Annotated in this window: 33 protein-coding genes and 1 pseudogene; 31 read left to right on the top strand and 3 right to left on the bottom strand. The window is 64.1% G+C overall.

The window, feature by feature from the left end:
* The 26 genes and pseudogenes from rplB (at position 1) to galE (ending at position 13,165) form a co-directional block, all read left to right on the top strand.
* Positions 1-828: a 50S ribosomal protein L2 gene (rplB, locus tag GO606_RS09690; protein WP_169118075.1), complete on the top strand. Its 828-nt coding sequence runs from the start codon at positions 1-3 to the stop codon at positions 826-828.
* A gap of 10 nt (positions 829-838) precedes the next feature.
* Complete coding sequence (rpsS, locus tag GO606_RS09685) at positions 839-1,114, top strand: 30S ribosomal protein S19 (protein WP_053420931.1); 276 nt, start codon at positions 839-841, stop codon at positions 1,112-1,114.
* A gap of 9 nt (positions 1,115-1,123) precedes the next feature.
* Positions 1,124-1,453 (top strand): 50S ribosomal protein L22, encoded by a 330-nt coding sequence (gene rplV / locus GO606_RS09680; RefSeq protein WP_169118074.1) that lies wholly within the window; start codon positions 1,124-1,126, stop codon positions 1,451-1,453.
* A gap of 9 nt (positions 1,454-1,462) precedes the next feature.
* Positions 1,463-2,299 carry a 30S ribosomal protein S3 gene (rpsC, locus tag GO606_RS09675; protein ID WP_169118073.1) on the top strand — a complete coding sequence of 279 codons (837 nt, stop codon included), beginning with the start codon at positions 1,463-1,465 and terminating at the stop codon, positions 2,297-2,299.
* Positions 2,268-2,681 (top strand): 50S ribosomal protein L16, encoded by a 414-nt coding sequence (gene rplP, locus GO606_RS09670; protein WP_053420934.1) that lies wholly within the window; start codon positions 2,268-2,270, stop codon positions 2,679-2,681. Before rpsC ends, rplP begins: the two co-directional genes overlap by 32 nt.
* Before the next feature lie 2 nt (positions 2,682-2,683).
* A complete protein-coding gene (gene rpmC, locus GO606_RS09665; RefSeq protein WP_053420935.1) occupies positions 2,684-2,878 on the top strand; it encodes a 50S ribosomal protein L29 in 195 nt (64 codons plus the stop codon).
* A complete protein-coding gene (gene rpsQ, locus GO606_RS09660) occupies positions 2,875-3,144 on the top strand; it encodes a 30S ribosomal protein S17 (RefSeq protein WP_169118072.1) in 270 nt (89 codons plus the stop codon). Before rpmC ends, rpsQ begins: the two co-directional genes overlap by 4 nt.
* A 142-nt stretch (positions 3,145-3,286) precedes the next feature.
* The gene (gene rplN, locus GO606_RS09655; RefSeq protein WP_053420937.1) at positions 3,287-3,655 is read left to right on the top strand and encodes a 50S ribosomal protein L14; all 369 of its coding nucleotides are present in this window, start codon (positions 3,287-3,289) and stop codon (positions 3,653-3,655) included.
* A 12-nt stretch (positions 3,656-3,667) separates the two neighbouring features.
* Positions 3,668-3,985, top strand: coding sequence for a 50S ribosomal protein L24 (gene rplX, locus GO606_RS09650; protein ID WP_169118071.1), 318 nt, complete (start codon positions 3,668-3,670; stop codon positions 3,983-3,985).
* Positions 3,986-3,994: 9 nt separating this feature from the next.
* Positions 3,995-4,534, top strand: a complete 540-nt coding sequence (gene rplE / locus GO606_RS09645) for a 50S ribosomal protein L5 (RefSeq protein ID WP_011237984.1) — start codon at positions 3,995-3,997, stop codon at positions 4,532-4,534.
* A 7-nt stretch (positions 4,535-4,541) separates the two neighbouring features.
* Positions 4,542-4,847, top strand: coding sequence for a 30S ribosomal protein S14 (rpsN, locus tag GO606_RS09640; RefSeq protein WP_053420940.1), 306 nt, complete (start codon positions 4,542-4,544; stop codon positions 4,845-4,847).
* A gap of 12 nt (positions 4,848-4,859) precedes the next feature.
* Positions 4,860-5,255 (top strand): 30S ribosomal protein S8, encoded by a 396-nt coding sequence (gene rpsH / locus GO606_RS09635; protein ID WP_011237986.1) that lies wholly within the window; start codon positions 4,860-4,862, stop codon positions 5,253-5,255.
* A gap of 9 nt (positions 5,256-5,264) precedes the next feature.
* Positions 5,265-5,798: a 50S ribosomal protein L6 gene (rplF, locus tag GO606_RS09630; protein WP_169118070.1), complete on the top strand. Its 534-nt coding sequence runs from the start codon at positions 5,265-5,267 to the stop codon at positions 5,796-5,798.
* A gap of 12 nt (positions 5,799-5,810) precedes the next feature.
* Positions 5,811-6,164: a 50S ribosomal protein L18 gene (rplR, locus tag GO606_RS09625; protein WP_053420943.1), complete on the top strand. Its 354-nt coding sequence runs from the start codon at positions 5,811-5,813 to the stop codon at positions 6,162-6,164.
* A 12-nt stretch (positions 6,165-6,176) separates the two neighbouring features.
* Positions 6,177-6,701: a 30S ribosomal protein S5 gene (gene rpsE / locus GO606_RS09620; RefSeq protein WP_053420944.1), complete on the top strand. Its 525-nt coding sequence runs from the start codon at positions 6,177-6,179 to the stop codon at positions 6,699-6,701.
* A 3-nt stretch (positions 6,702-6,704) separates the two neighbouring features.
* A complete protein-coding gene (gene rpmD / locus GO606_RS09615) occupies positions 6,705-6,887 on the top strand; it encodes a 50S ribosomal protein L30 (RefSeq protein WP_169118069.1) in 183 nt (60 codons plus the stop codon).
* Position 6,888: 1 nt separating this feature from the next.
* Positions 6,889-7,326, top strand: coding sequence for a 50S ribosomal protein L15 (rplO, locus tag GO606_RS09610; RefSeq protein ID WP_011237991.1), 438 nt, complete (start codon positions 6,889-6,891; stop codon positions 7,324-7,326).
* Positions 7,327-7,341: 15 nt separating this feature from the next.
* A complete protein-coding gene (gene secY / locus GO606_RS09605) occupies positions 7,342-8,667 on the top strand; it encodes a preprotein translocase subunit SecY (protein WP_169118068.1) in 1,326 nt (441 codons plus the stop codon).
* Between the two features lie 25 nt (positions 8,668-8,692).
* Positions 8,693-8,887, top strand: a pseudogene (infA, locus tag GO606_RS09600) (translation initiation factor IF-1).
* 21 nt (positions 8,888-8,908) lie between these two features.
* A complete protein-coding gene (rpmJ, locus tag GO606_RS09595) occupies positions 8,909-9,022 on the top strand; it encodes a 50S ribosomal protein L36 (protein WP_079432668.1) in 114 nt (37 codons plus the stop codon).
* A 53-nt stretch (positions 9,023-9,075) separates the two neighbouring features.
* A complete protein-coding gene (gene rpsM / locus GO606_RS09590) occupies positions 9,076-9,438 on the top strand; it encodes a 30S ribosomal protein S13 (RefSeq protein ID WP_011237994.1) in 363 nt (120 codons plus the stop codon).
* Positions 9,439-9,450: 12 nt separating this feature from the next.
* Positions 9,451-9,840 carry a 30S ribosomal protein S11 gene (rpsK, locus tag GO606_RS09585; protein ID WP_011237995.1) on the top strand — a complete coding sequence of 130 codons (390 nt, stop codon included), beginning with the start codon at positions 9,451-9,453 and terminating at the stop codon, positions 9,838-9,840.
* A gap of 14 nt (positions 9,841-9,854) precedes the next feature.
* Complete coding sequence (gene rpsD, locus GO606_RS09580; protein WP_169118067.1) at positions 9,855-10,484, top strand: 30S ribosomal protein S4; 630 nt, start codon at positions 9,855-9,857, stop codon at positions 10,482-10,484.
* Positions 10,485-10,523: 39 nt separating this feature from the next.
* On the top strand, positions 10,524-11,504 hold the full coding sequence (locus GO606_RS09575; RefSeq protein ID WP_011237997.1) for a DNA-directed RNA polymerase subunit alpha: 981 nt from the start codon (positions 10,524-10,526) through the stop codon (positions 11,502-11,504).
* A gap of 27 nt (positions 11,505-11,531) precedes the next feature.
* Positions 11,532-11,936: a 50S ribosomal protein L17 gene (gene rplQ, locus GO606_RS09570; RefSeq protein ID WP_169118066.1), complete on the top strand. Its 405-nt coding sequence runs from the start codon at positions 11,532-11,534 to the stop codon at positions 11,934-11,936.
* A 209-nt stretch (positions 11,937-12,145) separates the two neighbouring features.
* The gene (galE, locus tag GO606_RS09565; RefSeq protein WP_169118065.1) at positions 12,146-13,165 is read left to right on the top strand and encodes a UDP-glucose 4-epimerase GalE; all 1,020 of its coding nucleotides are present in this window, start codon (positions 12,146-12,148) and stop codon (positions 13,163-13,165) included.
* A gap of 90 nt (positions 13,166-13,255) precedes the next feature.
* Here galE and uvrA read toward each other — a convergent pair whose 3' ends face one another.
* The gene (gene uvrA, locus GO606_RS09560; protein WP_169118064.1) at positions 13,256-16,126 is read right to left on the bottom strand and encodes an excinuclease ABC subunit UvrA; all 2,871 of its coding nucleotides are present in this window, start codon (positions 16,124-16,126) and stop codon (positions 13,256-13,258) included.
* Between the two features lie 139 nt (positions 16,127-16,265).
* On the opposite strand from uvrA, the gene GO606_RS09555 reads away from it, so the two are divergent.
* The gene (locus GO606_RS09555) at positions 16,266-17,450 is read left to right on the top strand and encodes an MFS transporter (protein ID WP_169118063.1); all 1,185 of its coding nucleotides are present in this window, start codon (positions 16,266-16,268) and stop codon (positions 17,448-17,450) included.
* A gap of 21 nt (positions 17,451-17,471) precedes the next feature.
* Positions 17,472-17,969 carry a single-stranded DNA-binding protein gene (ssb, locus tag GO606_RS09550; protein WP_169118062.1) on the top strand — a complete coding sequence of 166 codons (498 nt, stop codon included), beginning with the start codon at positions 17,472-17,474 and terminating at the stop codon, positions 17,967-17,969.
* A 52-nt stretch (positions 17,970-18,021) separates the two neighbouring features.
* Here ssb and GO606_RS09545 read toward each other — a convergent pair whose 3' ends face one another.
* Positions 18,022-19,167, bottom strand: a complete 1,146-nt coding sequence (locus tag GO606_RS09545) for a MalY/PatB family protein (RefSeq protein WP_169118061.1) — start codon at positions 19,165-19,167, stop codon at positions 18,022-18,024.
* A gap of 114 nt (positions 19,168-19,281) precedes the next feature.
* Between GO606_RS09545 and GO606_RS09540 the strand changes: the two genes are divergently transcribed.
* Entirely contained in the window at positions 19,282-20,250 is a 969-nt protein-coding gene (locus GO606_RS09540) for an MBL fold metallo-hydrolase (protein WP_169118060.1), read from the top strand.
* A gap of 22 nt (positions 20,251-20,272) precedes the next feature.
* Here the strand turns inward: GO606_RS09540 and GO606_RS09535 are convergent, their stop codons facing one another.
* Positions 20,273-20,938, bottom strand: coding sequence for a tetratricopeptide repeat protein (locus GO606_RS09535; protein WP_169118059.1), 666 nt, complete (start codon positions 20,936-20,938; stop codon positions 20,273-20,275).
* Positions 20,939-21,041: 103 nt separating this feature from the next.
* Between GO606_RS09535 and GO606_RS09530 the strand changes: the two genes are divergently transcribed.
* Together GO606_RS09530 and GO606_RS09525 are read left to right on the top strand one after the other, a co-directional pair.
* A complete protein-coding gene (locus GO606_RS09530) occupies positions 21,042-21,863 on the top strand; it encodes a tRNA threonylcarbamoyladenosine dehydratase (protein ID WP_169118058.1) in 822 nt (273 codons plus the stop codon).
* Positions 21,860-22,246, top strand: a complete 387-nt coding sequence (locus GO606_RS09525; RefSeq protein WP_169118057.1) for a sirohydrochlorin chelatase — start codon at positions 21,860-21,862, stop codon at positions 22,244-22,246. The genes GO606_RS09530 and GO606_RS09525 overlap by 4 nt, the downstream gene beginning before the upstream one ends.
* Positions 22,247-22,288 lie beyond the last annotated feature (42 nt).

Below are 22,288 nucleotides of genomic sequence, written 5' to 3'. Positions count from 1 at the left end.
ATGGCACTGGTAAAACTTAAGCCTACGTCTGCCGGCCGTCGCGCGATGGTCAAGGTCGTCAATGCGGATCTCTACAAGGGACGTCCGCATGCCGCACTGGTCGAGAAGCAGTCGAAGAACGCCGGTCGCAACAACAGCGGCCGCATCACCGTCCGCCATCAGGGCGGCGGGCACAAGCAACATTATCGTTTGGTGGATTTCCGTCGCAACAAGGACGGCATCGCAGCACGCGTCGAGCGCGTCGAGTACGACCCGAACCGTTCCGCGAACATTGCGCTGATCTGCTATGCCGACGGCGAACGCGCCTACATCATCGCGCCGAAGGGGCTCGAAGTGGGTCAGACGGTTCTCAGCGGGCCGGAAGCGCCGATCAAGGCGGGCAATGTGCTGCCGATCCGGAATATTCCGGTTGGTTCGACGATCCACTGCGTCGAGCTGATGCCGGGCAAGGGGGCGCAGATCGCGCGTGCCGCAGGCACCTCGGCGCAGCTGCTCGCCCGTGAAGGCGCGTATGCCCAGATCCGGCTGCGCTCCGGCGAAGTTCGCCGGGTGCACGTCGAGTGCCGTGCCGCCATCGGCGTGGTCGGCAACGAAGAGCATGGCTTGCGCAAGATCGGCAAGGCGGGTGCGAACCGCTGGCGCGGTATTCGTCCGACCGTGCGCGGCGTGGCGATGAACCCGGTCGATCACCCGCACGGCGGCGGTGAAGGCCGCACCGGCGAAGGTGGTGTGCCGCGCAGTCCGTGGGGCCAGCCTGCCAAGGGCTACCGCACGCGCAGCAACAAGCGCACCGACACGATGATCGTGCAGCGTCGTCACAAGCGTTAAGGGGTAACAAATGGCACGTTCTATTAAAAAAGGCCCGTTTGTCGACGCGCACCTGCTCAAGAAGGTCGACGCCGTGCGGGCGAGCAACGACAAGCGTCCGATCAAGACCTGGTCCCGTCGCTCGACGGTGTTGCCGGACTTCGTCGGCCTGACGATTGCGGTCCATAACGGTCGCCAGCATGTTCCGGTCTTCGTGTCGGAAAACATGGTCGGCCACAAGCTCGGCGAGTTTGCCCTGACCCGTACGTTCAAGGGTCACGCGGCGAGCAAGAAGGCGAAGAGGTAAGGAGTCATCATGGAAACCAGAGCAATTCTCCGCGGCGTTCGCCTGTCTGCCCAGAAGGGGCGGCTGGTGGCGGACCAAGTGCGGGGCAGGCCGGTTGATCAGGCACTCAACATCCTTGCCTTCTCGCCGAAAAAGGGCGCGCAGATCATCCGCAAAGTGGTGGAGTCGGCGATTGCCAACGCAGAACACAACGATGGCGCAGATATCGACGCCCTCAAGGTCAAGACGATCTACGTCGAGGAAGGCACGTCGCTGAAGCGCTTCGCGGCGCGGGCAAAGGGACGCGGGGCCCGCATTCTCAAGCCGACCTGCCACATCTACGTGACCGTCGGGGAATAAGGGGTACATATGGGTCAGAAAATTCATCCGACCGGGTTCCGCCTTGCGGTCACCCGTGATTGGAGTTCCCGTTGGTTCGCATCGAGCGGCGATTACTCGAGAATGTTGCACGAGGACCTGAAGGTCCGCGATTTTCTCAAGAAGCGTCTTGCTCACGCATCGGTGGGGCGCATCGTCATCGAGCGCCCGGCGAAGAACGCACGGATCACCCTTTTCAGCGCACGTCCTGGTGTCGTGATCGGCAAGAAGGGCGAGGACATCGAGCTGCTCAAGCGCGAGCTTCAGAAGATCATGGGCGTGCCGGTGCACGTCAATATCGAAGAAGTGCGCAAGCCGGAAATCGATGCCAAGCTGATCGCAGATTCGATCGCCCAGCAGCTCGAAAAGCGGATCATGTTCCGTCGCGCAATGAAGCGCGCGATGCAGAACGCAATGCGGCTCGGTGCGCAGGGTATCAAGATCATGAGCGCCGGACGACTGAACGGTGCGGAAATCGCGCGCACCGAATGGTACCGCGAAGGCCGCGTTCCGCTGCACACGCTGCGTGCCGATATCGACTATGGCGTATCCGAAGCGAAGACCACTTACGGCATCATCGGTATCAAGGTGTGGGTGTACAAGGGTGAGATGCTCGGGCGCAACGAGCGGCCTGCGGTCGTCGAGAACGAGAACGAGGCTCGTCGCGGTCGCCGCGCGCCTCGCAATGATGCCGGTGACAACCGCGGCGCCAAGCGCCCCGCACGTCGCACCGGTGCCGAACAAGCGGGTGCTGGCGACAAGGCCGGCATCCGGACCAGGAAAGCGGGAGTAGACGATGCTGCAGCCGTCGAGAAGGAAGTATCGTAAGGAGCAGAAGGGCCGAAACACCGGGGTCGCGACACGCGGTGCCAAGGTCAGCTTCGGCGAGTTCGGGCTCAAGGCGATCGGCCGCGGCCGTCTGACCGCCCGTCAGATCGAGTCCGCACGGCGGGCGATGACCCGGCACATCAAGCGGGGCGGCCGCATCTGGATCCGGATTTTCCCGGACAAGCCGATCTCGAAGAAGCCGGCTGAGGTGCGGATGGGTAACGGCAAAGGGAACCCGGAATACTGGGTCGCCGAGATACAGCCCGGCAAGGTGTTGTATGAGATGGACGGTGTCGACGAGACGCTCGCCCGCGAAGCGTTCCGGCTTGCCGCCGCGAAGCTTCCGCTCGAGACGGTCTTTGTTCATCGTCAGATGGGGTGAGCATGAAAGCGAGTGAACTCCGCGCGAAAAGCGCCGGTGAATTGAATCAAGAATTGCTCGAACTGCTGAAAGCGCAATTTTCGTTGCGCATGCAACTTGCGACTCAGCAACTCGGCAATACGAGCCAACTCGGGAAAGTGCGCCGCGACATCGCGCGCGTCCGTACTCTCCTGCGGGAAAAGGCGGTGCAGAAATGACCGAGCAGATCGAAAAAGTCAGGCGCGCGCTTGTTGGACGTGTGGTCAGCGACAAGATGCAGAACACGGTGACCGTTCTCGTCGAGCGCCGTGTGAAGCACGAGCTCTACGGCAAGGTGATCACGCGGTCCGCGAAATATCACGCGCATGTCGAAGAAGGCGGCGCTGCGGCGGGCGATCTGGTGGAAATCGAGGAATGTCGTCCGATTTCAAAGACCAAATCGTGGCGCGTGGCCAAGGTGCTCGAGAAGGCTCGGGTCATCTGACTGTAAGGTAGTTCTTCGGACAGCTTGGCAATACAACGCCAAGCTGTTATAGTTTTTATCTTTGCTTTTCGCTCTTCGGGGCTTTCTACCCGTACGGGTTCCAAGACTGACCGCTGTAGCGGGGCAAGTTGGAGATAAATTCATGATTCAAATGCAGTCCAGGCTGGACGTTGCCGATAATACCGGCGCGCGTTCAGTGATGTGCATCAAGGTTCTTGGTGGTTCCAAGCGCCGCTACGCGAGTATCGGCGACATCATCAAGGTCACCATCAAGGATGCGGCGCCCCGTGGGCGCGTGAAAAAGGGCGATATCTACAGCGCCGTCGTCGTGCGTACCGCAAAGGGTGTGCGTCGTCCCGACGGTTCGCTCGTCAAGTTCGATGGCAATGCCGCAGTGCTGCTCAACAACAAGCTCGAGCCGATCGGCACGCGCATCTTCGGACCGGTGACGCGCGAGCTGCGCACCGAGCGGTTCATGAAGATTGTTTCGCTGGCGCCTGAAGTGCTCTAAGGGGGGCGTGAGATGAACAAGATCCGCAAGGGTGATGAAGTGGTGGTTCTGGCCGGCAAGGATCGCGGTCGTCGCGGCGTCGTGCTGGGTCGCGTCGATGACGAGCGGCTGGTTGTCGAAGGCGTGAATCGGGTCAAGAAGCACGTGCGTCCGAACCCGCTCAAGGGTGAAGTGGGCGGCATCGTCGAGAAAGAGATGCCTCTGCATATTTCCAACGTCGCATTGTTCAATCCCGCGGCCCAGAAGGGCGATCGCGTGGGAATCCGGGTGCTTGAGGATGGTCGCAAGGTGCGCTTCTTCAAGTCGAATGGCGAACTGGTGGACGCGTAAGGAGTGGCAATGGCGCGCTTGCAGGAATTTTACAAAGAAACGGTGGCTCCGGACTTGCTCAAGCAGTTCGGATACAAATCCGTGATGGAAGTGCCTCGTATCACCAAGATCACCTTGAACATGGGTGTCGGTGAGGCTGTCGGCGACAAGAAGATTCTCGAACATGCGGTTGGCGACATGGTCAAGATTGCCGGGCAGAAGCCGGTGGTGACGAAAGCTCGCAAATCGATTGCAGGGTTCAAGATTCGTGACGGCTACCCGATCGGCTGCATGGTGACGTTGCGTGGCGCAAAGATGTTCGAGTTCCTCGATCGCCTGGTGACGGTAGCGATGCCGCGGATCCGCGACTTTCGCGGCATTGGTGGCAAGGGTTTCGACGGTCGTGGCAACTACAACCTCGGCGTCAAGGAACAGATCATTTTTCCCGAAATCGAGTACGACAAGATCGATGCCCTTCGGGGAATGAACATCAGCATCACGACGACCGCCAAGAGCGATCAGGAAGCTCGGGCCCTGCTCGTCGCGTTCAAGTTCCCGTTCAAGAATTGAGGATGTTATGGCGAAACTGTCCCTGATCAATCGAGAAGAGAAGCGCCGCAAGACGGTCGAGAAATTTGCCGCCAAGCGGACCGCGCTGATCGCTCAGATCAACGATTTCAAGCTGCCGGAAGAGGAGCGCATGGCTGCTCGTCTGAAGCTGCAGCAGTTGCCGCGTAATGCAAGTCCGGTTCGGGAGCGTAATCGCTGTGCCTTGACCGGGCGTCCGCGCGGTGTGTTCCGCAAGTTCGGATTGTGCCGTAACAAGCTGCGCGACCTGGCGTTCCGCGGCGAGGTGCCCGGCATGACCAAGGCGAGCTGGTAAGGAGATTATCGTATGAGTATGTCCGATCCTATCGCCGACATGCTGACCCGTATCCGTAACGGTCAGCAGGCTCAGAAAGTGAGCGTGTCGATGCCTTGCTCGAAGCTGAAGGTCGCGATCGCGAAAGTCCTGCAGGACGAAGGCTATATCGACGGCTATTCCATTCGCGAAGCGGGTGGCAAGCCGGAACTGGATGTTGCGCTCAAGTATTACGCCGGTCGCCCGGTCATCGAGCGGATCGAGCGCGTCAGCCGCCCCGGTCTGCGCGTGTACAAGGGCAGCGGCGATCTTCCCCGTGTCATGAACGGACTGGGTGTCGCGATCGTGTCGACGCCGCGTGGCGTCATGACGGACCGTGCGGCGCGAGCCGGTCGGGTCGGCGGCGAAGTCATTTGTTACGTCGCATAAGGGGGGATCATGTCTCGTGTAGCTAAGAATCCGGTGGCAATCCCCCAGGGCGTCGAGGTCACGATCGGGACCGATGAAGTTTCCGTCAAGGGACCGCTGGGTGCCGTGAAGCAGTACATCGGCAATGCGGTGACGCTCGAGCGCGACGGTGATGCGCTGCTGTGCAAGGCGCGCGACGGTGTCGCAAACAGCCGGGCCATGTCCGGCACGGTGCGCGCCCTCGTCAACAACATGGTCACCGGGGTGACGAAAGGCTTCGAGCGCAAGCTCACGCTCGTCGGCGTCGGCTATCGGGCCCAGGCACAGGGCGACAAGCTCAACCTGACGCTCGGTTTCTCCCACCCGGTGGTGCATCAGATGCCGGCCGGCGTGAAGGTGGAAACTCCGACTCAGACCGAGATCGTCATCAAGGGTATCGACAAGCAGCAGGTCGGTCAGGTCGCAGCCGAGGTGCGTGCATACCGCGAACCCGAGCCGTACAAGGGCAAGGGCGTCCGTTATTCGGACGAAGTGGTTGTGCTTAAGGAAACCAAGAAGAAGTAAGGGCGGTTCGTCATGAACAAGAAAGAAGTTCGTCTGCGTCGTGCTCGTAAAACCCGAGCCAAAATCGCGGAGCTGAAGTCGGTGCGCCTAACCGTGTTCCGGACCAACTCCCATATCTACGCCCAGGTCATCGACGGTAGCGGTTCGCGGGTGTTGGCGGCGGCATCGACCGTCGAGGCCGACGTGCGCTCGCAGCTGCCGAACGGCGGCAACAAGCAGGCCGCGCAAGTCGTCGGCAAGCTCATCGCCGAGCGGGCGAAGGCCGCCGGGATCGAAGCGGTGGCGTTCGACCGCGCCGGCTTCCAGTATCACGGTCGCGTCAAGGCGCTGGCCGAGGCCGCCCGCGAAGGCGGACTCAAGTTCTAAGCGAGGTTTCGAATGGCTAAGCAACAAAGCAAGCGACCGCAAGCGGCGGATGAGCGCGACGACGGCCTGCGGGAGAAAATGGTCGCGATCAATCGCGTGACCAAGGTCGTCAAGGGCGGCCGGATCCTCGGTTTTGCGGCGCTTACGGTCGTCGGTGATGGCGACGGCGGCGTCGGAATGGGCAAGGGCAAGTCGCGCGAAGTGCCGGTGGCCGTGCAGAAGGCGATGGACGAAGCGCGTCGCAAGCTCAAGAAGATTTCGCTCAAGAACGGCACGTTGCAGCACTCGGTCGTCGGCAAGCACGGCGCGGCCTCCGTGCTGATGCAGCCCGCTCCGAGCGGCACCGGCATCATCGCTGGCGGTCCGATGCGGGCGGTGTTCGAAGTGATGGGCGTCACCGACGTGACTTGCAAGTGCCTCGGCTCCGCCAATCCTTACAACGTCGTGCGTGCAACGCTCAACGGTCTGCTGGCGATCAACACGCCGGCCGAGATCGCTGCCAAGCGTGGCAAGTCGGTCGAAGAGATTCTGGGGTAAGCGATGTCCGAGAAAACGATCAAGGTCACGCTCGTGAAGAGCGTGATCGGCACCAAGCAGTCGCACCGTGCAACCGTCCGCGGTCTCGGCCTGCGGCGCATGAACCACTGTGTCGAACTGCAGGACACGCCTGAAGTTCGCGGCATGGTGAACAAGGTGTCGTACCTGGTGAAGTGTGAGGGTTGATATGCGACTCAATACGATAAAGCCCGGCGCGGGCTCGAAATCGGCGGCGAAGCGCGTCGGCCGCGGCATTGGCAGCGGCCTGGGCAAGACCTGCGGGCGCGGTCACAAGGGCCAGAAGTCTCGTGCCGGTGGTTTCCACAAAGTCGGTTTCGAGGGCGGGCAGATGCCGCTGCAGCGCCGGCTTCCGAAGCGCGGCTTCGTGTCGCTGACGGCCGCGCGCAAGGTCGAGGTACGCCTGTCGGAACTCGACAAACTGCCCGTCGACGACATCGACCTGCTGGTGCTGATGCAGGCCGGCGTCGTTCCTGCCGATGCGTTGTCCGCAAAAGTCGTGCTGTCGGGGACGATCGGACGCAAGATCACGCTGCGCGGCATCGGCGCGACCAAAGGCGCGCTGGCGGCGATCGAGGCTGCCGGCGGCTCGGTAGCGACCGCGTAACCAAGGGAAAGCGAAGTGGCCAATCCTGCTGCCACGCTGGGGACGTCCGGGCGTTTCGGGGATCTGAAACGCCGTGTCCTGTTCCTGCTCGGTGCACTCATCGTGTACCGGATCGGCGCGCACATTCCCGTTCCCGGCATCGACCCGGCGCGACTGTCCGAGCTTTTCCAATCGCAGGCGGGCGGCATCCTCGGCGTATTCAACCTGTTTTCCGGTGGTGCGCTGTCACGGTTCACGATTTTCGCGCTCGGCATCATGCCGTATATCTCGGCGTCGATCATCATGCAGCTGATGACGGTCGCGGTGCCGCAGATGGAAGCGCTGAAGAAAGAGGGTGAGGCAGGGCGGCGCAAGATCACACAATACACGCGCTACGGGACGGTTGCGCTGTCCCTCGCGCAATCGCTGGGCATTGCGATCGCGCTCGAGAGCCAGCCCGGGCTCGTGCTCGATCCGGGGCTCACGTTCCGTTTCGTGACCGTCGCGACGCTGGTTACGGGCACGATGTTCCTGATGTGGCTGGGCGAACAGATCACCGAACGCGGCATCGGCAATGGCATTTCGCTGATCATTTTCGGTGGTATCGCGGCAGGTTTGCCGAGCGCCATCGGCGGGCTGTTCGAGCTGGTGCGCACCGGAGCGATGCATCCTTTCACGGCATTGCTGATCTGTGTACTCGTGGTGCTGGTGACCGGCTTTGTCGTGTTCGTCGAACGCGGTCAGCGCAAGATCTTGGTGAATTACGCAAAACGCCAGGTCGGGAACAAGATCTATGGCGGGCAGAGTTCGCATTTGCCATTGAAGCTCAACATGGCAGGGGTCATACCGCCGATTTTTGCTTCGAGCATCATCTTGTTTCCTGCGACGCTGGGGCAATGGTTCGGCGCCACCGAAGGCATGGGCTGGCTTCGCGATATCTCCTCGACGCTGGCGCCAGGACAGCCGATCTACGTGATGCTTTATGCGGCAGCCATCATGTTTTTCTGTTTCTTCTACACGGCGCTGGTGTTCAATGCCCGGGAGACGGCGGACAACCTGAAGAAGAGCGGTGCTTTCGTTCCGGGGATTCGGCCCGGCGATCAGACCTCGCGCTATATCGACAAGATTCTTACGCGGCTGACCCTCGTGGGAGCGGTGTACATCACTCTGGTGTGCCTGCTGCCCGAGTTTCTGATCCTTCGATGGAATGTTCCGTTCTACTTCGGCGGGACGTCGCTGCTGATCATCGTCGTCGTGACGATGGATTTCATGACGCAGGTACAGGCTTACGTGATGTCCCATCAATATGAGAGTTTGCTGAAGAAGGCGAACTTCAAGGGGGCGGGCCTTCCCACCAGGTAAGTCATGGCGAGGGGGCGTAATCGAGATGCAGGGCGAGGTGACCGAGAACCTGCCCAACGCAATGTTCCGTGTCCGGCTCGAAAACGGACACGTGGTTCTCGGATACATCTCAGGAAGAATGCGGATGTAGTGCATCCGCATTCTTCCTGGCGGCAAGGTCACTGTGCAACTGACGCCCTACGACCTGACGAAGGCCCGGATTGTTTTCCGGACCAGGTAATCAAGAAACTGGAGTAACAAAATGAGAGTTCAGGCTTCGGTAAAGCGGCTTTGCCGCAACTGCAAAATCGTGCGTCGTAAAGGCGTGGTTCGCGTGATCTGCACCGACCCGCGTCACAAGCAGCGTCAGGGTTGATTCTCTGACGTTCACGTATTATTATTTAATGTTTCGCTTTTTGGGGTAATCGAATGGCCCGTATTGCTGGGGTAAACATTCCCAACCACAAGCATGCCGAGATCGCGCTGACCGCCATCTATGGAATTGGCCGTTCGCGTGCTCAGAAGATTTGCGATGCTGCCAACGTCGTGCGTTCCGTCAAGATGAAGGATCTCACCGAGTCCGACATGGAACGGTTGCGTGATGAAGTGGCGAAATTCATTGTCGAGGGTGATCTTCGTCGTGAGACGACGATGAACATCAAGCGACTGATGGATCTTGGTTGCTACCGTGGTGTTCGTCATCGTCGCGGCCTGCCGCTTCGTGGCCAGCGCACCCGCACCAATGCGCGTACCCGGAAAGGGCCGCGCAAGGCAATCGCCGGCAAGAAGTGATAGGAATAGATAATGGCTAAAACTGCTGCGAAAGTTCGCAAGAAGGTCAAGAAGAACGTTGCCGAGGGTATCGCCCACGTGCACGCGAGCTTCAACAACACGATCATCACTATCACCGACCGTCAGGGCAATGCGCTGTCCTGGGCGACCTCTGGTGGTGCCGGCTTCAAGGGCTCGCGGAAGAGCACCCCGTTTGCCGCCCAGGTCGCGGCCGAAGCTGCCGGCAAAGCTGCACAGGAATGTGGCGTCAAGAATCTGGAAGTTCGCATCAAGGGCCCGGGGCCCGGGCGCGAATCTGCTGTCCGCGCGCTCAATGCGCTGGGCATGAAGATCTCCAGCATTACCGACATCACGCCGATCCCGCATAACGGCTGCCGTCCGCCGAAAAAGCGCCGCATCTGACAAGGAGTTGAAACGTGGCTCGTAATCTGGATCCCAAGTGCCGTCAGTGCCGTCGCGAGGGCGAAAAGCTGTTTCTGAAGGCCGAGAAGTGCTTCACCGATAAATGTGCCATCGAGCGCCGTGCGTATGCGCCCGGCCAGCACGGCCAGCGTTCCGGCCAACGGATGTCCGGCTACGGCGTGCAGTTGCGCGAAAAGCAGAAAATCCGTCGCCTGTACGGCGTGCTCGAAGCGCAGTTCCGCAAAGTCTACGCCGAGGCCGAGCGCCGTCGTGGCCAGACCGGCGAGAACCTGCTGCAACTGCTCGAAGGGCGCCTGGACTCGGTCGTCTATCGTATGGGCTTTGGCGGTTCGCGTGCCGAATCGCGTCAGCTCGTGCGGCACAACGGCATCCTCGTGAACGGCAAGCGGGTGAACATCCCGTCGTATGTCGTTCGTCCGGGCGATGTCGTCGAACTCACCGAAGGATCGCGCGCTCAGCTGCGCGTCAAGGCCGCGCTCGAAGCAGCTGCTTCCCGTGGTTTCCCGGAATGGCTGGATGTCGATGCAAAGGCCGGCAAGGGCACCTTCAAGGCATATCCGCAGCGCGCTGAACTGCCGCCGACGATCAATGAAGGCCTGGTCGTCGAACTGTATTCCCGCTAACGGGTTCGCCTGAAGAATCAAAGATCCGAGGAACTGCTGATGCAAAGCAATTCGCTGCTGAAACCCCGCATCATCGACGTCCAGAGTGTGTCGCCGGTCCAGGCCCGCGTCACGATGGAGCCGTTCGAACGCGGTTTCGGCCATACCCTGGGGAATGCGCTGCGGCGCATTCTCCTGTCCTCGTTGCCGGGCTATGCGCCGACCGAAGTGTCCATCGAAGGCGTGCTGCATGAGTATTCGACTCTTGACGGCGTGCGCGAGGATATCGTCGATCTGCTGTTGAACCTCAAGGGCGTGGTGCTCAAGCTCCATAGCCGCAGCGAGGCGACCCTGCGCCTGGCGAAGTCTGGCGATGGTGTGGTCACCGCGCGCGACATCGAGGTTGGGCACGACGTGGAAATCATCAACCCGGATCATGTGATTGCGCACCTCGCGCCGGGCGGAAAGCTCGACATGCAGATCAAGGTCGAGGAAGGCCGCGGTTACGTGCCGGGCAACGTTCGTCCGGCTGCCGGCGACACCAAGACCATCGGCCGCGTCGTGCTCGACGCGTCCTTCAGTCCGGTGCGACGCGTGAGCTACCTGGTCGAGAGCGCCCGGGTGGAACAGCGGACCGACCTCGATCGGCTGGTGATCGACATCGAAACGAACGGCGCAGTGGATCCCGAGGAGGCCATCCGCTACGCGGCGCGCGTCCTCATGGATCAGCTGTCGGTGTTTGCCGATCTCGAAGGCACGGCGCCGGTCGTTGAACAGTCGGCGGCGCAGACGATCGACCCGGTGCTGCTGCGCCCGGTGGATGATCTGGAGTTGACGGTTCGGTCGGCCAACTGCCTGAAGGCGGAGAACATTTACTACATCGGCGACCTGATCCAGCGCACTGAGACGGAGTTGCTGAAGACGCCGAATCTGGGCCGCAAGTCGCTGAATGAAATCAAGGAAGTGTTGGCCTCCCGCGGGCTGACTCTCGGGATGAAACTGGAAAACTGGCCGCCGGCCGGGCTCGAAAAGCTCGGTTGAGGCGCGTCAGTGGAGTGAGGAAGAAAAATGCGTCACCGCAACGGTCTTCGCAAACTTAACCGTACCAGCAGCCACCGCCAGGCGATGTTTCGCAACATGGCCAACTCGCTGCTGCGTCACGAAGTCATCAAGACGACTCTGCCCAAGGCCAAGGAATTGCGCCGCGTGGTCGAGCCGCTGATCACCCTCGGCAAAAAGCCGAGCCTGTCGAATCGGCGTCTGGCATTCAACCGGATGCGCGACCGCGAGATGGTGGTCAAGCTGTTCGACGTGCTGGGTCCGCGTTTTGCCGAGCGTAATGGCGGCTATCTGCGCATCCTGAAGTTCGGTTTCCGCGACGGCGACAATGCGCCGATGGCGTTGATCGAACTGCTCGACCGGCCGGCTGAAGGCGAGGAAGGGGCGAATGTGAGCGAGGCGGCTGCGGCCTGAGTCGGGTCGCCGTAACGTTTTGCAGGTGAATGGGCCGGGAAACCGGCCCATTTTTTTGCCTCGGCCCCGTTCCTTGGCTCAGCAGCGAACAGCGCCGTTCGGATCCCCGTGCACCGGGCTGCGGAGGTGTCGCGATCGATCCGGGTCGGTCAGGAACCGCTCGGCAACGGCTCGTCTCGGGATGGCGGAAGACAAGACAGGAGAAGGCGATGGGCTTGGTGCTGGTGACCGGCGGGGCTGGATATATCGGCTCCCATACTTGCGTGGAATTGCTGCAGAGCGGCCATGACGTCGTGGTCGTCGACAATCTGTGCAACAGCAAGTCCGAGGCGCTCGCGAGGGTCGAGCAGATCGCCGGGCGCAAGCTTGCGGGCTTCCACGAGATCGATGTCCGCGAACCGGGTAGTCTGAGGGCCATTTTCGGCGCTTATCGGGTTGATGCGGTGATCCATTTTGCCGCTCTGAAAGCGGTCGGGGAATCGGTGCGCGAGCCGCTGGAGTACTACGACAACAACATCGGCGGGACGATCGCGTTGACGCGGGCGATGGCGGAAGCCGGCGTGCGCCGTCTCGTGTTCAGTTCCTCGGCGACAGTGTACGGCGATCCGCAAAGCGTGCCGATCGCGGAAAACGCCCCTGCTGCGCCGACCAACCCGTACGGCCGGACAAAGTGGATGACCGAGCAGGTCCTGTCGGACGTTGCCGCGGCCGATCCGCGCTGGCAGGTGGTGCTGCTCCGCTACTTCAACCCGGTCGGCGCCCATCGGAGCGGTCGAATCGGGGAAGATCCTCATGGAATACCGAATAACCTGATGCCCTATATCAGCCAGGTGGCGGTGGGACGCCTGCCGCTGCTGCAGGTATTCGGCGGCGATTATGCGACGCCGGACGGGACCGGCGTTCGCGACTACATCCACGTCGTGGACCTCGCGCGCGGCCACGTGCAGGCGGTCGAACGCATCGAAGGGCTGCCGGGCGTGACGTGCCTGAATCTCGGGACGGGGCGGGGATACAGTGTGCTCGAAGTCATTCGCAGCTTCGAGGCTGCGTCCGGTCGCCCGGTCCCGTACCGCATCGTCGACCGCCGTCCTGGCGACATCGCCGCCTGCTGGGCGGATGCCGGCCGGGCGGAAAAGATGCTGGGTTGGAGTCCGGAGCACGACCTCGAGGCGATGTGCCGGGATGCCTGGCACTGGCAGACGAGCAATCCGGATGGCTATCCGGGCTGACGGCAACGGGGTGGGGGCGATGCACAAGGTGCGACTTGGCGGCAGAACTGGTCGCCTGTGGCGATCTGCGACGCAATCACCCCGATCGTGTCACGAACTGGATTGGGCTGCCATCCTCGCCGAGGCCGGTCGCGCCTCGTCCCGCGCCATCGCGTTCTTCAGGTAGTGGCCGGTGTGGCTTGCCGGGTGGGCGGCGATAGCTTCCGGGGGCCCGCTGCAAAGGATTTCACCGCCACGCCCGCCTCCTTCCGGGCCGAGGTCGATCAGCCAGTCGGCGGTCTTGATGACGTCGAGGTTGTGCTCGATGACGACGATGGTGTTGCCATGGTCGCGCAGGCGGTGCAGCACGCCGAGCAGCAGCTCGATGTCGCGAAAGTGCAGGCCGGTCGTGGGCTCGTCGAGGATGTAGAGGGTGCGGCCGGTGTCGCGTTTCGACAGCTCGAGCGCCAGCTTGACCCGCTGCGCTTCCCCGCCGGAAAGCGTCGTCGCGCTCTGGCCGAGGCGAATGTAGCCGAGGCCGACGTCCACGAGCGTTTCGAGTTTGCGCGCGACGGCCGGAACGGCGCGGAAGAACTCCAGCGCGTTTTCGACCGTCATGTCGAGCACCTCGAAGACCGTCTTGCCCTTGTAGCGGATCTCCAGCGTTTCACGGTTGTAGCGCTTACCGTGGCAGACGTCGCACGGCACGTACATGTCGGGTAGGAAGTGCATCTCGACCTTGATCAGCCCGTCACCCTGGCAGGCTTCGCAGCGCCCGCCCTTGACGTTGAACGAGAAGCGCCCCGGGCCGTAGCCGCGCGCGCGCGCCTCGGGCACGCCGGCAAAAAGTTCGCGCACGGGGGTCAGCAGGCCCGTGTATGTCGCCGGATTCGAGCGCGGCGTTCGGCCGATCGGCGACTGGTCGACGTTGATGACCTTGTCGAAGAACTCCAGCCCGTCAACTGACGTATAGGGGGCGGGCTCGGCGTTCGATCCGTAAAGATGCTTCGCCGCGATCGCATACAGCGTGTCGTTGATCAGCGTCGATTTGCCCGAGCCTGAAACGCCCGTCACGCACGTGAGCAGGCCGACCGGCAGCTCTAGGACGACATCCTTGAGGTTGTTCCCGCTGCAGCCGCGAAGTCTGAGCATGCGTTCCAGATCGGGGGCGGTGCGCCGTCGCGGGCTCGGGATGGCAAGGCGTCCCGCGAGATACGCGCCGGTCAGCGACGTCTCGCTGGCGATGATTTCCGCCGGCGTGCCGCGGGCGACGATCTCGCCGCCGTGCACGCCGGCGCCCGGGCCCATGTCGACGACGTAGTCCGCCGACCGGATCGCGTCCTCGTCATGCTCGACGACGATCACCGTGTTGCCGAGGTCGCGAAGCTGGCGCAGCGTGCCGAGCAGCCGGTCGTTGTCGCGCTGGTGCAGGCCGATCGACGGCTCGTCGAGCACGTACATGACGCCGGTCAGGCCCGAACCGATCTGGCTCGCGAGGCGGATGCGCTGGGCCTCGCCGCCCGACAGCGTGTCGGCCGAGCGGTCGAGCGACAGGTAGTCGAGCCCGACGTTGATCAGAAAGCTCAGGCGGTCCGAGATTTCCTTGACGATCTTGCCGGCGACGAGTCCGCGGTGGCCGCTCAGCGCGAGCCCGTCGAAAAAGCGCTTGCAGTCGCCGAGCGGCATCCGGCCCACGGCGTGGATCGGCTGCCCGCCGATCAGCACATTGCGGGCTTCAGTGCGCAGCCGCGTGCCGCCGCAGCTTGGGCACGGGTGCGTCGCGCGGTACTTGGCGAGTTCCTCGCGCACTGCCGTCGAGTCGGTTTCGCGATAGCGCCGCTCGAGGTTCGGGATGATGCCTTCGAACGGATGTTCCTTCGCGACCATGCGCCCGCTGTCGGAGAGATAGCGAAACGTGATCTTGCGCCGCCCGGAACCGTGCAGCACGACGTCGCGCACCTCTTCCGGCAACTCGCTGAACGGCGTATCGACGTCGAAATCGTAATGCGTCGCGAGGCTCGCAAGCATCTGGAAGTAGAACTGGTTGCGCCGGTCCCAGCCGCGGATCGCCCCGGCCGACAGCGACAGATCGGGATGCGCGACGACGCGGGCAGGATCGAAGAAATCGACCTGGCCCAGACCGTCGCACTTCGGGCACGCGCCGGCAGGATTATTGAACGAAAACAGGCGGGGTTCGAGTTCGGCGAGCGCATAGCTGCAGACCGGACACGCGAAGCGGGCGGAAAACAGGTGCTCGGTGCCGTTATCGATCTCGACCGCGATCGCGCGACCGTCGGCATGGGTCAGCGCCGTCTCGAAGGATTCGGCGATGCGCCCGCGCTGGTCGCCGCGCACCTTGAGCCGGTCGATGACCACCTCGACCGTGTGCCGCCGGCCTTTCTCGAGCGCGGGCAGGGCGTCGAGTTCGCTGACGGCGCCATCGACTCGCACGCGCACGAAGCCCTGCGCGCGCAGTTCGGCGAACAGGTCGTGCTGCTCGCCCTTGCGGTACGCGACGACCGGCGCGAGGATCATCAGCCGCGTGTCCTGCGGCAGCGCCAGCACGTGATCGACCATCTGCGAGACCGTCTGCGCCTCGAGCGCCTGGTCCGGGTGGTCCGGGCAGTGCGGCGTGCCGGCCCGCGCATACAGCAGGCGCAGGTAGTCGTGGATCTCGGTGACGGTGCCGACCGTCGAACGCGGATTGTGGCTGGTCGCCTTCTGCTCGATCGAGATCGCTGGCGAAAGCCCCTCGATCAGGTCGACGTCGGGCTTCTCCATCAACTGCAGGAACTGCCTCGCGTACGCCGACAGCGACTCGACGTAGCGGCGCTGGCCTTCGGCGTACAGCGTGTCGAACGCGAGCGAGGACTTGCCCGACCCCGACAGGCCGGTGATCACGGTCAGCCGGTTGCGCGGCAGGTCGAGGCTGATGTTCTTCAGATTATGGGTGCGGGCGCCGCGGATGCGGATTTCGTCCATGGGGCGGGGGAATTGCCGGAGGGGGAACGCGCCACTATACGAGAGAACACCGGTCGATCCAAACCGGATGACGGCGAATGCTAGAATCGCCGCTTTGATCCGCCGCCTCCCCCTAATGTCCCGATTCGAGCACGATTCCATGACCCCCGCGGAGAAGCGGGCCGGCATGAGCCTCGCGGCGATCTTCGCGCTGCGCATGCTCGGCCTGTTCCTGATCCTGCCGGTGTTCGCGGTTCATGCCCACGAGATTCCCGGCGGGGATGACCTGACGCTGGTCGGGCTGGCGATCGGCGCGTACGGGCTGACGCAGGCATTCCTGCAGATCGCCTACGGCGCCGCATCCGACCGCTTCGGGCGCAAGCCGGTAATCGTATTCGGCCTGCTGCTGTTCGTCATCGGCAGTGCCGTCGCCGCGCTGGCCGACAGCATCTACATCGTGATCGTCGGCCGGGTCCTGCAGGGCGCCGGCGCGATTTCCGCCGCAGTGACCGCGCTCGCCGCGGACCTCACGCGCGACCAGCACCGCACCAAGGTGATGGCGATGATCGGGTCGAGCATCGGCCTGGTGTTCGCGATTTCGATGGTCGCGGCGCCGCTGCTCTACACGATGGTCGGCATGAGCGGGATTTTCTGGTTGACCGCGGTACTGGCCTTCCTTGCGATCGGCGTCGTCATCTACGTCGTGCCGACGGTACCGGTCATTCCGCGCGCCGCCGGCGGCAGGCTCGTCGATGTCCTGCGCGACGGGCAGCTGATGCGGCTGAACGTCGGCGTGTTCGCGCTGCACCTGATCCAGACCGCGATGTGGGTGCTCGTGCCCGCCGCGATCGTCGCCGGCGGCGCATTGCCGCTGCCCGAGCACTGGAAGGTGTATCTTCCCGCAGTGCTGCTGTCGTTCGCGTTGATGGTGCCGGCGGTGATCGTCGCCGAGCGCCGCGGCATGATGAAGGTGATCTTCAATGCGGCGATCGCGCTGCTCGTCGTCGTGCAGGTCGGCCTGTATGCGTTCGGCGAGAGCCTGCTGGCGCTCGGCTTGTGGCTGACGCTGTTTTTCGTCGCCTTCAACGTGCTCGAGGCGGTCCTGCCGTCGTGGATATCGAGGATCGCGCCGCCCCATGCCCGGGGCTCCGCGCTCGGCGTCTACAACACGCTGCAATCCGTCGGCCTGTTTCTCGGCGGAATGGTCGGCGGCTGGATCGCGCAGAACTACGGACCGTCGGCCGTCAACCTGGCCTGCGGGTTGCTCGCGCTGGTCTGGCTGATGGTGGCGGCGACAATGAACTCACCTCCCCGCCGCGTCGTGGCGGCCCCGGCGGCACGTTAACCCCTACATGAGGAGAATCGCATGGCATCCCTGAACAAAGTGATCCTGATCGGCAATCTCGGCAAGGATCCCGAAACACGCTATGCCCCCAGCGGCGATGCGATCTGCAACATCACGGTGGCGACGAGCGAGACCTGGAAGGACAAGGCGACCGGCGAAAAGAAGGAGCAGACCGAATGGCACCGCGTCGTGTTCTTCGGCCGGCTCGCCGAGATCGCGGCGCAGTACCTGCGCAAGGGCAGCCAGATCTATGTCGAAGGCCGGCTGCAGACCCGCAAGTGGCAGGACAAGGAAGGGCAGGACCGCTACACGACCGAGATCCGTGGCGACGAGATGAAGATGCTCGGTTCGCGCCAGGGCGCGGGCGAGGCATCCGGCCGCCAGTACGACGCGGGCGGCTACGACGCGCCCGCCCCGTCGCGCCCGAGCCCGCAGCAGGCCGCGCCGGCGAAGGCTCCGGCGAAGAGCAGCGGCGGCGGTGCCGGTTTCGGCGATTTCGACGACGACATTCCGTTCTGACGGGCTGCTTTGACGCGATGCCGACCGCCCGCAAGGGCGGTTTTTCTTTCGGTCAGCCGCCCAGTGCCTGTCGCATGCGCGCGAGGGCTTTGCCGAGCAGTGCGCGTGTGCAGCCGAAATTCAGGCGCACGAACCCGGGCATCCCGAACGGTGCGCCGTCGGACAGCCCGACGCCGGCGGCTTCGAAGAACTTCGCCGGTTCTTCGAGCCCGGCGCCGCGGCAGTCGATCCACGCGAGGTAGGTCGCCTGCGGGCGGGCGGCCGTGAGCCCGGGCATCGTGTCGATCGCGGCTATCACGAGGTCGCGGTTGCCGCGCAGGTAGTCGAGCAGCGCCGTGCGCCACGGGTCACCGTCCCGGTAGGCCGCTTCGGCGGCGACCATCCCGAGGACGTTGGGGTGCGGCACGATGCCGCGCATCGCGTGACAAAAGCGCCGCCTCAGGCTGCTGTCGGAAATGACGGCGAAGGCACAGTACAGCGCCGGAATGTTCCACGTCTTCGACGGCGCCATCAGCGTGATCGTGCGTTGTGCGACCGACGCATCGAGCGCGGCGATCGGGAGGTGCGGGGCGTCGTCGTCGAGCACCAGGCCGCAGTGGATTTCGTCGGAACAGATCGTCAGGTCGTGCCGCTCGGCGAGGTCGGCGAGCCAGCGCAATTCATCCCGGTCGAACACGCGGCCGACCGGATTGTGCGGGTTGCACAGCATCAGCAGGCGGCTACGCGGTGTCAGCGCGGCTTCGAAGGCGTCGCGATCCCAGATCCAGCGGCCCTCGGCAAAGGCGAGCGGACGCGTCACGAGGCGACGATCACTGTTGCCGGGCGCAGCGAGGAAGGGCGGATAGACGGGGGTCGCGGTCAGCACCTCGTCGCCGGCTTCGCCAGTGATGCGGCAGGCGAGATTGAAGCCGGTCACGACGCCGGGCAGCCACACCAGCCAGTCGGGCTCGATCCGCCACGCGTGGTCGCGGGCGATGCCTTCGATCACCGCTTCGATCAGGCCGGGCCAGGCGTCGGTGTAGCCGAAGACGCGGTGATCGAGGCGGCGCCGGAGCGCTTCGAGGACCGGCGGCGGCGCGGCGAAATCCATGTCGGCGACCCATAGCGGAAGGACGTCGCGGCCTTCATAGCGTCCCCATTTTTCGCCGGGAACGCGGCGCCGGTCTATCTCCGTGTCGAAGTCGAAAATCGGATTCATCGTCGTCAGCCCTGTTGCGATGCAATAAAAGCTTGCGGTTCGATGCCGGGTCTTTATCCCGTGCAGCGGATACAATTGCGGAAAACTAACCGAATGTGCAGGAGGAAGACAATCGTGCAGCACGTCACCGCCCACCCCGACGGCATTCTTGCGGTCGATGCCGGCTATGGCCGGCCCGGCGTCGCGGCGATCCACCTGGTCATCCATCAGGGGCACGCGGCGGTCGTCGACACCGGCACGAACGCCTCCGTCCCACGCGTGCTGGGCGCCCTCGTCGCCGCCGGCATCGCCCCCGAAAACGTCGACTGGGTCATCCTCACCCATATTCACCTCGACCACGCGGGCGGCGCCGGCAGCCTGATGTGCGCATTTCCGAACGCCAGGCTGGTCGTCCATCCGCGCGGCGTGCGCCACATGGTCGACCCGGCGAAACTGTGGGAAGGCACCTCCGCAGTGTACGGCGCGGAGCGGGCTTTCGCGCTATACGGGCGGCTCGCGCCGGTGCCGCCGGAGCGCATCGTGGCCGCCGCAGATGGCACGGAAATCGATCTCGCGGGGCGCCGCTTCCTCGTCCTCGAGACGCCGGGACATTCACGGCATCATATCTGCGTGTGGGACGAGACGGCCCGCGCCTTCTTCACCGGCGACACGTTCGGGCTTTCCTACCGCGAACTCGACGTCGACGGCCGCGCTTCGATTTTCCCGACAACGACGCCGACGCAGTTCGATCCGGACGCGCTGCATGCGTCGATCGACCGCCTGCTGAGTTTCCTCCCCGAGGCGATGTATCTCACCCACTACAGTCGCGTGACCGACGTCGAACGCCTCGGGGCGGACCTGCACCGGCTGATCGGCGCTCATGTCGCGGTTGCGCAGGCGGCGCGCGGCGAGGGCGTCGCGCGCCACGTCGAGATCCTTGCGGGGCTGGAGCAGATTGTGCGCGAAGAGGCCGAGCGCCAGGGCTGGACGCACCCCGAAGCGGAAGTGCTCGATCTGTTCCGGCAGGATCTGGAACTCAATGCCCAAGGGCTCGGAGTGTGGCTCGATTTCACCGCCGGGAAGGAGCCGGCGCCGACGCAGTAGTGTCGCCTGCGCCGGGGCCTGCTCATGGCGTGGTGGCATCGATCTGCGACATCAGCGCGGCGTGTTTTTCCCGCGCGGCCGCGTCGCCCTGCTGCGCCGCCTGCAGATACCAGTGCGCCGCCAGTCGCCGATCCGCGGCGACGCCGTTGCCGGTCTCGTACAGGCTCGCGATGATGTGCTGCGCGCCGACGTGACCGGCGCGCGCGGCGGCAAGATACCAGCGTGCCGCAGTCGCAGCATCGAGCGGGACGCCGTGGCCGACGAAATACATCGACGCGAGGCTCACCTGCGCCTCGACGTGGCCCTGCCCGGCGGCCCGCCGATACCACTCCGCCGCGGTCGGCAGGGACTTCGGGACGCCGTCGCCGCGTTCGTACAATCGCGCCAGCGTGAACTGCGCCTGCGGCAGACCGGCCCCGGCGGCACGGCGCAGCCAGCGCCACGCGGCGTTCGCGTCGCGCGACTGCGCCTCGTTGCGATACAGCATCATCGCGTAATTGAACTGGGCGAGGCGGTTGCCGGCGCGCGCGGCACGCTCGAACAGTCGGGCCGCTTCGTCGTGGCGCCCCGCCTCGTAGGCGCCGATCGCATTCTGGGCGAGGGCCGCTGCCGGAGTGTCCGCAACCGCGTGCGCGCACCCGAACGCCAGCGTGATGCAGAACAGTGCCCGGCATAGCGGTCGATGCATGATCGTTCCCCCTGTCGCCGGTTGGAGCAAGGCAGGCGCGATTCAGTTCAGGCGCACGCCCGCTGAGGTAACATCGGCGCTCCCCCATCCGCTTGCAGGTTTCATGTCGGCTCCGATCACTTCCACCTTTCCGGACGTCGACCGGGAACGACGCTTCGGCGGCATCGCCCGTCTTTATGGCAACGATGCGCTGCCGCGGCTCGATTGCGCGCGCGTCTGCGTCGTGGGCATCGGCGGCGTCGGTTCCTGGGCGGCCGAGGCGCTCGCGCGCAGCGGCGTCGGCCACCTCACGCTGATCGACCTCGACCACGTCGCCGAATCGAACATCAACCGGCAGAGCCACGCGCTCGATGCCACGCTCGGGCAGGCGAAGGTCGTCGCGATGGCCGAGCGCCTGCGCGCGATCAATCCGCTCGTGAACGTCGCCGTCGTCGAGGACTTCGTCGGCGAGGACAACGCGGCGGCGCTGCTGCGGGATTTCGACGTCGTCATCGACGCGATCGACAACGTGCGGGCCAAGGTCGCAATCGTGCTGGCGTGCCGCACGCGCCGCATTCCCTTGATCGTCGCCGGCGGCGCGGGCGGCAAGACCGATCCTTCGAGGATCCGCGTCGACGACCTGTCGCGCACCGAACAGGACCCGCTACTGGCAAAAGTGCGCAAGCGGCTGCGCAGCGAGCACGGCTTTCCGCGCAACCCGAAGCGGCTGTTCGGCATCGAGGCGGTGTATTCGAGCGAAGCGCTGCGCCTCGACGGGGCGGCGTGCGACCTGCCGCATGGGCCGCAGGGGCTGGCCTGTGCCGGCTATGGTTCGAGCATGATGATGACGGCCAGCGTCGGCCTGTTCGCCGCGGCACGCGCGCTCGAACGGCTGCTGGCGCGCCCGGCCGGCGACGCCCCCGAGGCGCAGGAGGACCACCCATGACTCATGACAGGGCAGTAGTGCTGTTCGGCCACGGCGCACGCGATCCGGCGTGGGCGCAGCCGATGGAGCGCGTTCGCGACACGCTGCGCGCGCTGGCGCCGGAGCTCGGCGTCGAACTCGCGTTCCTCGAGTTCCTCGCGCCGACACTCGACGAGGCGATCGATGCGCTGGTCGCCAGGGGCGCGCGGCGGATTGTCATCGTGCCGATGTTCATCGCCCGTGGCGGGCACCTGAAAAACGATCTGCCGAAACTCGTCGCCGCGGCCTGCGAACGTCATCGTGGATGCGAGATCGTCCAGACGCTCGCCGTCGGTGAGGCCGAACCGGTCGTCGCGGCGATGGCGAGCTACGCGCGGCAATGTGCAATCGAAGGCGATGGTTGAGCGCTGACGGCACGTTTGCCCACCTTCGCGGGCAGCATGCAA

The sequence above is a fragment of the Aromatoleum anaerobium genome (assembly GCF_012910705.2).
In the GTDB taxonomy this organism is placed as follows: Bacteria; Pseudomonadota; Gammaproteobacteria; order Burkholderiales; family Rhodocyclaceae; genus Aromatoleum; species Aromatoleum anaerobium.
Note: the sequence above shows the minus strand (reverse complement) of the source record. Positions and strands in the feature narration are given on the sequence as shown.

What these genes read in the sequence shown, in the direction of transcription:
- GO606_RS09555 (WP_169118063.1), top strand. Translation starts at nt 16,266, where the DNA reads ATGACCCCCGCGGAGAAGCGGGCCGGCATGAGCCTCGCGGCGATCTTC.
- rpmC (WP_053420935.1), top strand. Translation starts at nt 2,684, where the DNA reads ATGAAAGCGAGTGAACTCCGCGCGAAAAGCGCCGGTGAATTGAATCAA.
- GO606_RS09525 (WP_169118057.1), top strand. Translation starts at nt 21,860, where the DNA reads ATGACTCATGACAGGGCAGTAGTGCTGTTCGGCCACGGCGCACGCGAT.
- rpsQ (WP_169118072.1), top strand. Translation starts at nt 2,875, where the DNA reads ATGACCGAGCAGATCGAAAAAGTCAGGCGCGCGCTTGTTGGACGTGTG.
- rplV (WP_169118074.1), top strand. Translation starts at nt 1,124, where the DNA reads ATGGAAACCAGAGCAATTCTCCGCGGCGTTCGCCTGTCTGCCCAGAAG.
- rpsE (WP_053420944.1), top strand. Translation starts at nt 6,177, where the DNA reads ATGGCTAAGCAACAAAGCAAGCGACCGCAAGCGGCGGATGAGCGCGAC.
- rplE (WP_011237984.1), top strand. Translation starts at nt 3,995, where the DNA reads ATGGCGCGCTTGCAGGAATTTTACAAAGAAACGGTGGCTCCGGACTTG.
- rpsC (WP_169118073.1), top strand. Translation starts at nt 1,463, where the DNA reads ATGGGTCAGAAAATTCATCCGACCGGGTTCCGCCTTGCGGTCACCCGT.
- rpsS (WP_053420931.1), top strand. Translation starts at nt 839, where the DNA reads ATGGCACGTTCTATTAAAAAAGGCCCGTTTGTCGACGCGCACCTGCTC.
- galE (WP_169118065.1), top strand. Translation starts at nt 12,146, where the DNA reads ATGGGCTTGGTGCTGGTGACCGGCGGGGCTGGATATATCGGCTCCCAT.
- uvrA (WP_169118064.1), bottom strand. Translation starts at nt 16,126, where the DNA reads ATGGACGAAATCCGCATCCGCGGCGCCCGCACCCATAATCTGAAGAAC.
- rplB (WP_169118075.1), top strand. Translation starts at nt 1, where the DNA reads ATGGCACTGGTAAAACTTAAGCCTACGTCTGCCGGCCGTCGCGCGATG.
- GO606_RS09535 (WP_169118059.1), bottom strand. Translation starts at nt 20,938, where the DNA reads ATGCATCGACCGCTATGCCGGGCACTGTTCTGCATCACGCTGGCGTTC.
- rplR (WP_053420943.1), top strand. Translation starts at nt 5,811, where the DNA reads ATGAACAAGAAAGAAGTTCGTCTGCGTCGTGCTCGTAAAACCCGAGCC.
- rplP (WP_053420934.1), top strand. Translation starts at nt 2,268, where the DNA reads ATGCTGCAGCCGTCGAGAAGGAAGTATCGTAAGGAGCAGAAGGGCCGA.
- rpsM (WP_011237994.1), top strand. Translation starts at nt 9,076, where the DNA reads ATGGCCCGTATTGCTGGGGTAAACATTCCCAACCACAAGCATGCCGAG.
- rplX (WP_169118071.1), top strand. Translation starts at nt 3,668, where the DNA reads ATGAACAAGATCCGCAAGGGTGATGAAGTGGTGGTTCTGGCCGGCAAG.
- ssb (WP_169118062.1), top strand. Translation starts at nt 17,472, where the DNA reads ATGGCATCCCTGAACAAAGTGATCCTGATCGGCAATCTCGGCAAGGAT.
- rplQ (WP_169118066.1), top strand. Translation starts at nt 11,532, where the DNA reads ATGCGTCACCGCAACGGTCTTCGCAAACTTAACCGTACCAGCAGCCAC.
- rplF (WP_169118070.1), top strand. Translation starts at nt 5,265, where the DNA reads ATGTCTCGTGTAGCTAAGAATCCGGTGGCAATCCCCCAGGGCGTCGAG.
- rplN (WP_053420937.1), top strand. Translation starts at nt 3,287, where the DNA reads ATGATTCAAATGCAGTCCAGGCTGGACGTTGCCGATAATACCGGCGCG.
- rpsN (WP_053420940.1), top strand. Translation starts at nt 4,542, where the DNA reads ATGGCGAAACTGTCCCTGATCAATCGAGAAGAGAAGCGCCGCAAGACG.
- GO606_RS09575 (WP_011237997.1), top strand. Translation starts at nt 10,524, where the DNA reads ATGCAAAGCAATTCGCTGCTGAAACCCCGCATCATCGACGTCCAGAGT.
- rpmD (WP_169118069.1), top strand. Translation starts at nt 6,705, where the DNA reads ATGTCCGAGAAAACGATCAAGGTCACGCTCGTGAAGAGCGTGATCGGC.
- rplO (WP_011237991.1), top strand. Translation starts at nt 6,889, where the DNA reads ATGCGACTCAATACGATAAAGCCCGGCGCGGGCTCGAAATCGGCGGCG.
- rpsH (WP_011237986.1), top strand. Translation starts at nt 4,860, where the DNA reads ATGAGTATGTCCGATCCTATCGCCGACATGCTGACCCGTATCCGTAAC.
- rpmJ (WP_079432668.1), top strand. Translation starts at nt 8,909, where the DNA reads ATGAGAGTTCAGGCTTCGGTAAAGCGGCTTTGCCGCAACTGCAAAATC.
- GO606_RS09545 (WP_169118061.1), bottom strand. Translation starts at nt 19,167, where the DNA reads ATGAATCCGATTTTCGACTTCGACACGGAGATAGACCGGCGCCGCGTT.
- rpsK (WP_011237995.1), top strand. Translation starts at nt 9,451, where the DNA reads ATGGCTAAAACTGCTGCGAAAGTTCGCAAGAAGGTCAAGAAGAACGTT.
- GO606_RS09530 (WP_169118058.1), top strand. Translation starts at nt 21,042, where the DNA reads ATGTCGGCTCCGATCACTTCCACCTTTCCGGACGTCGACCGGGAACGA.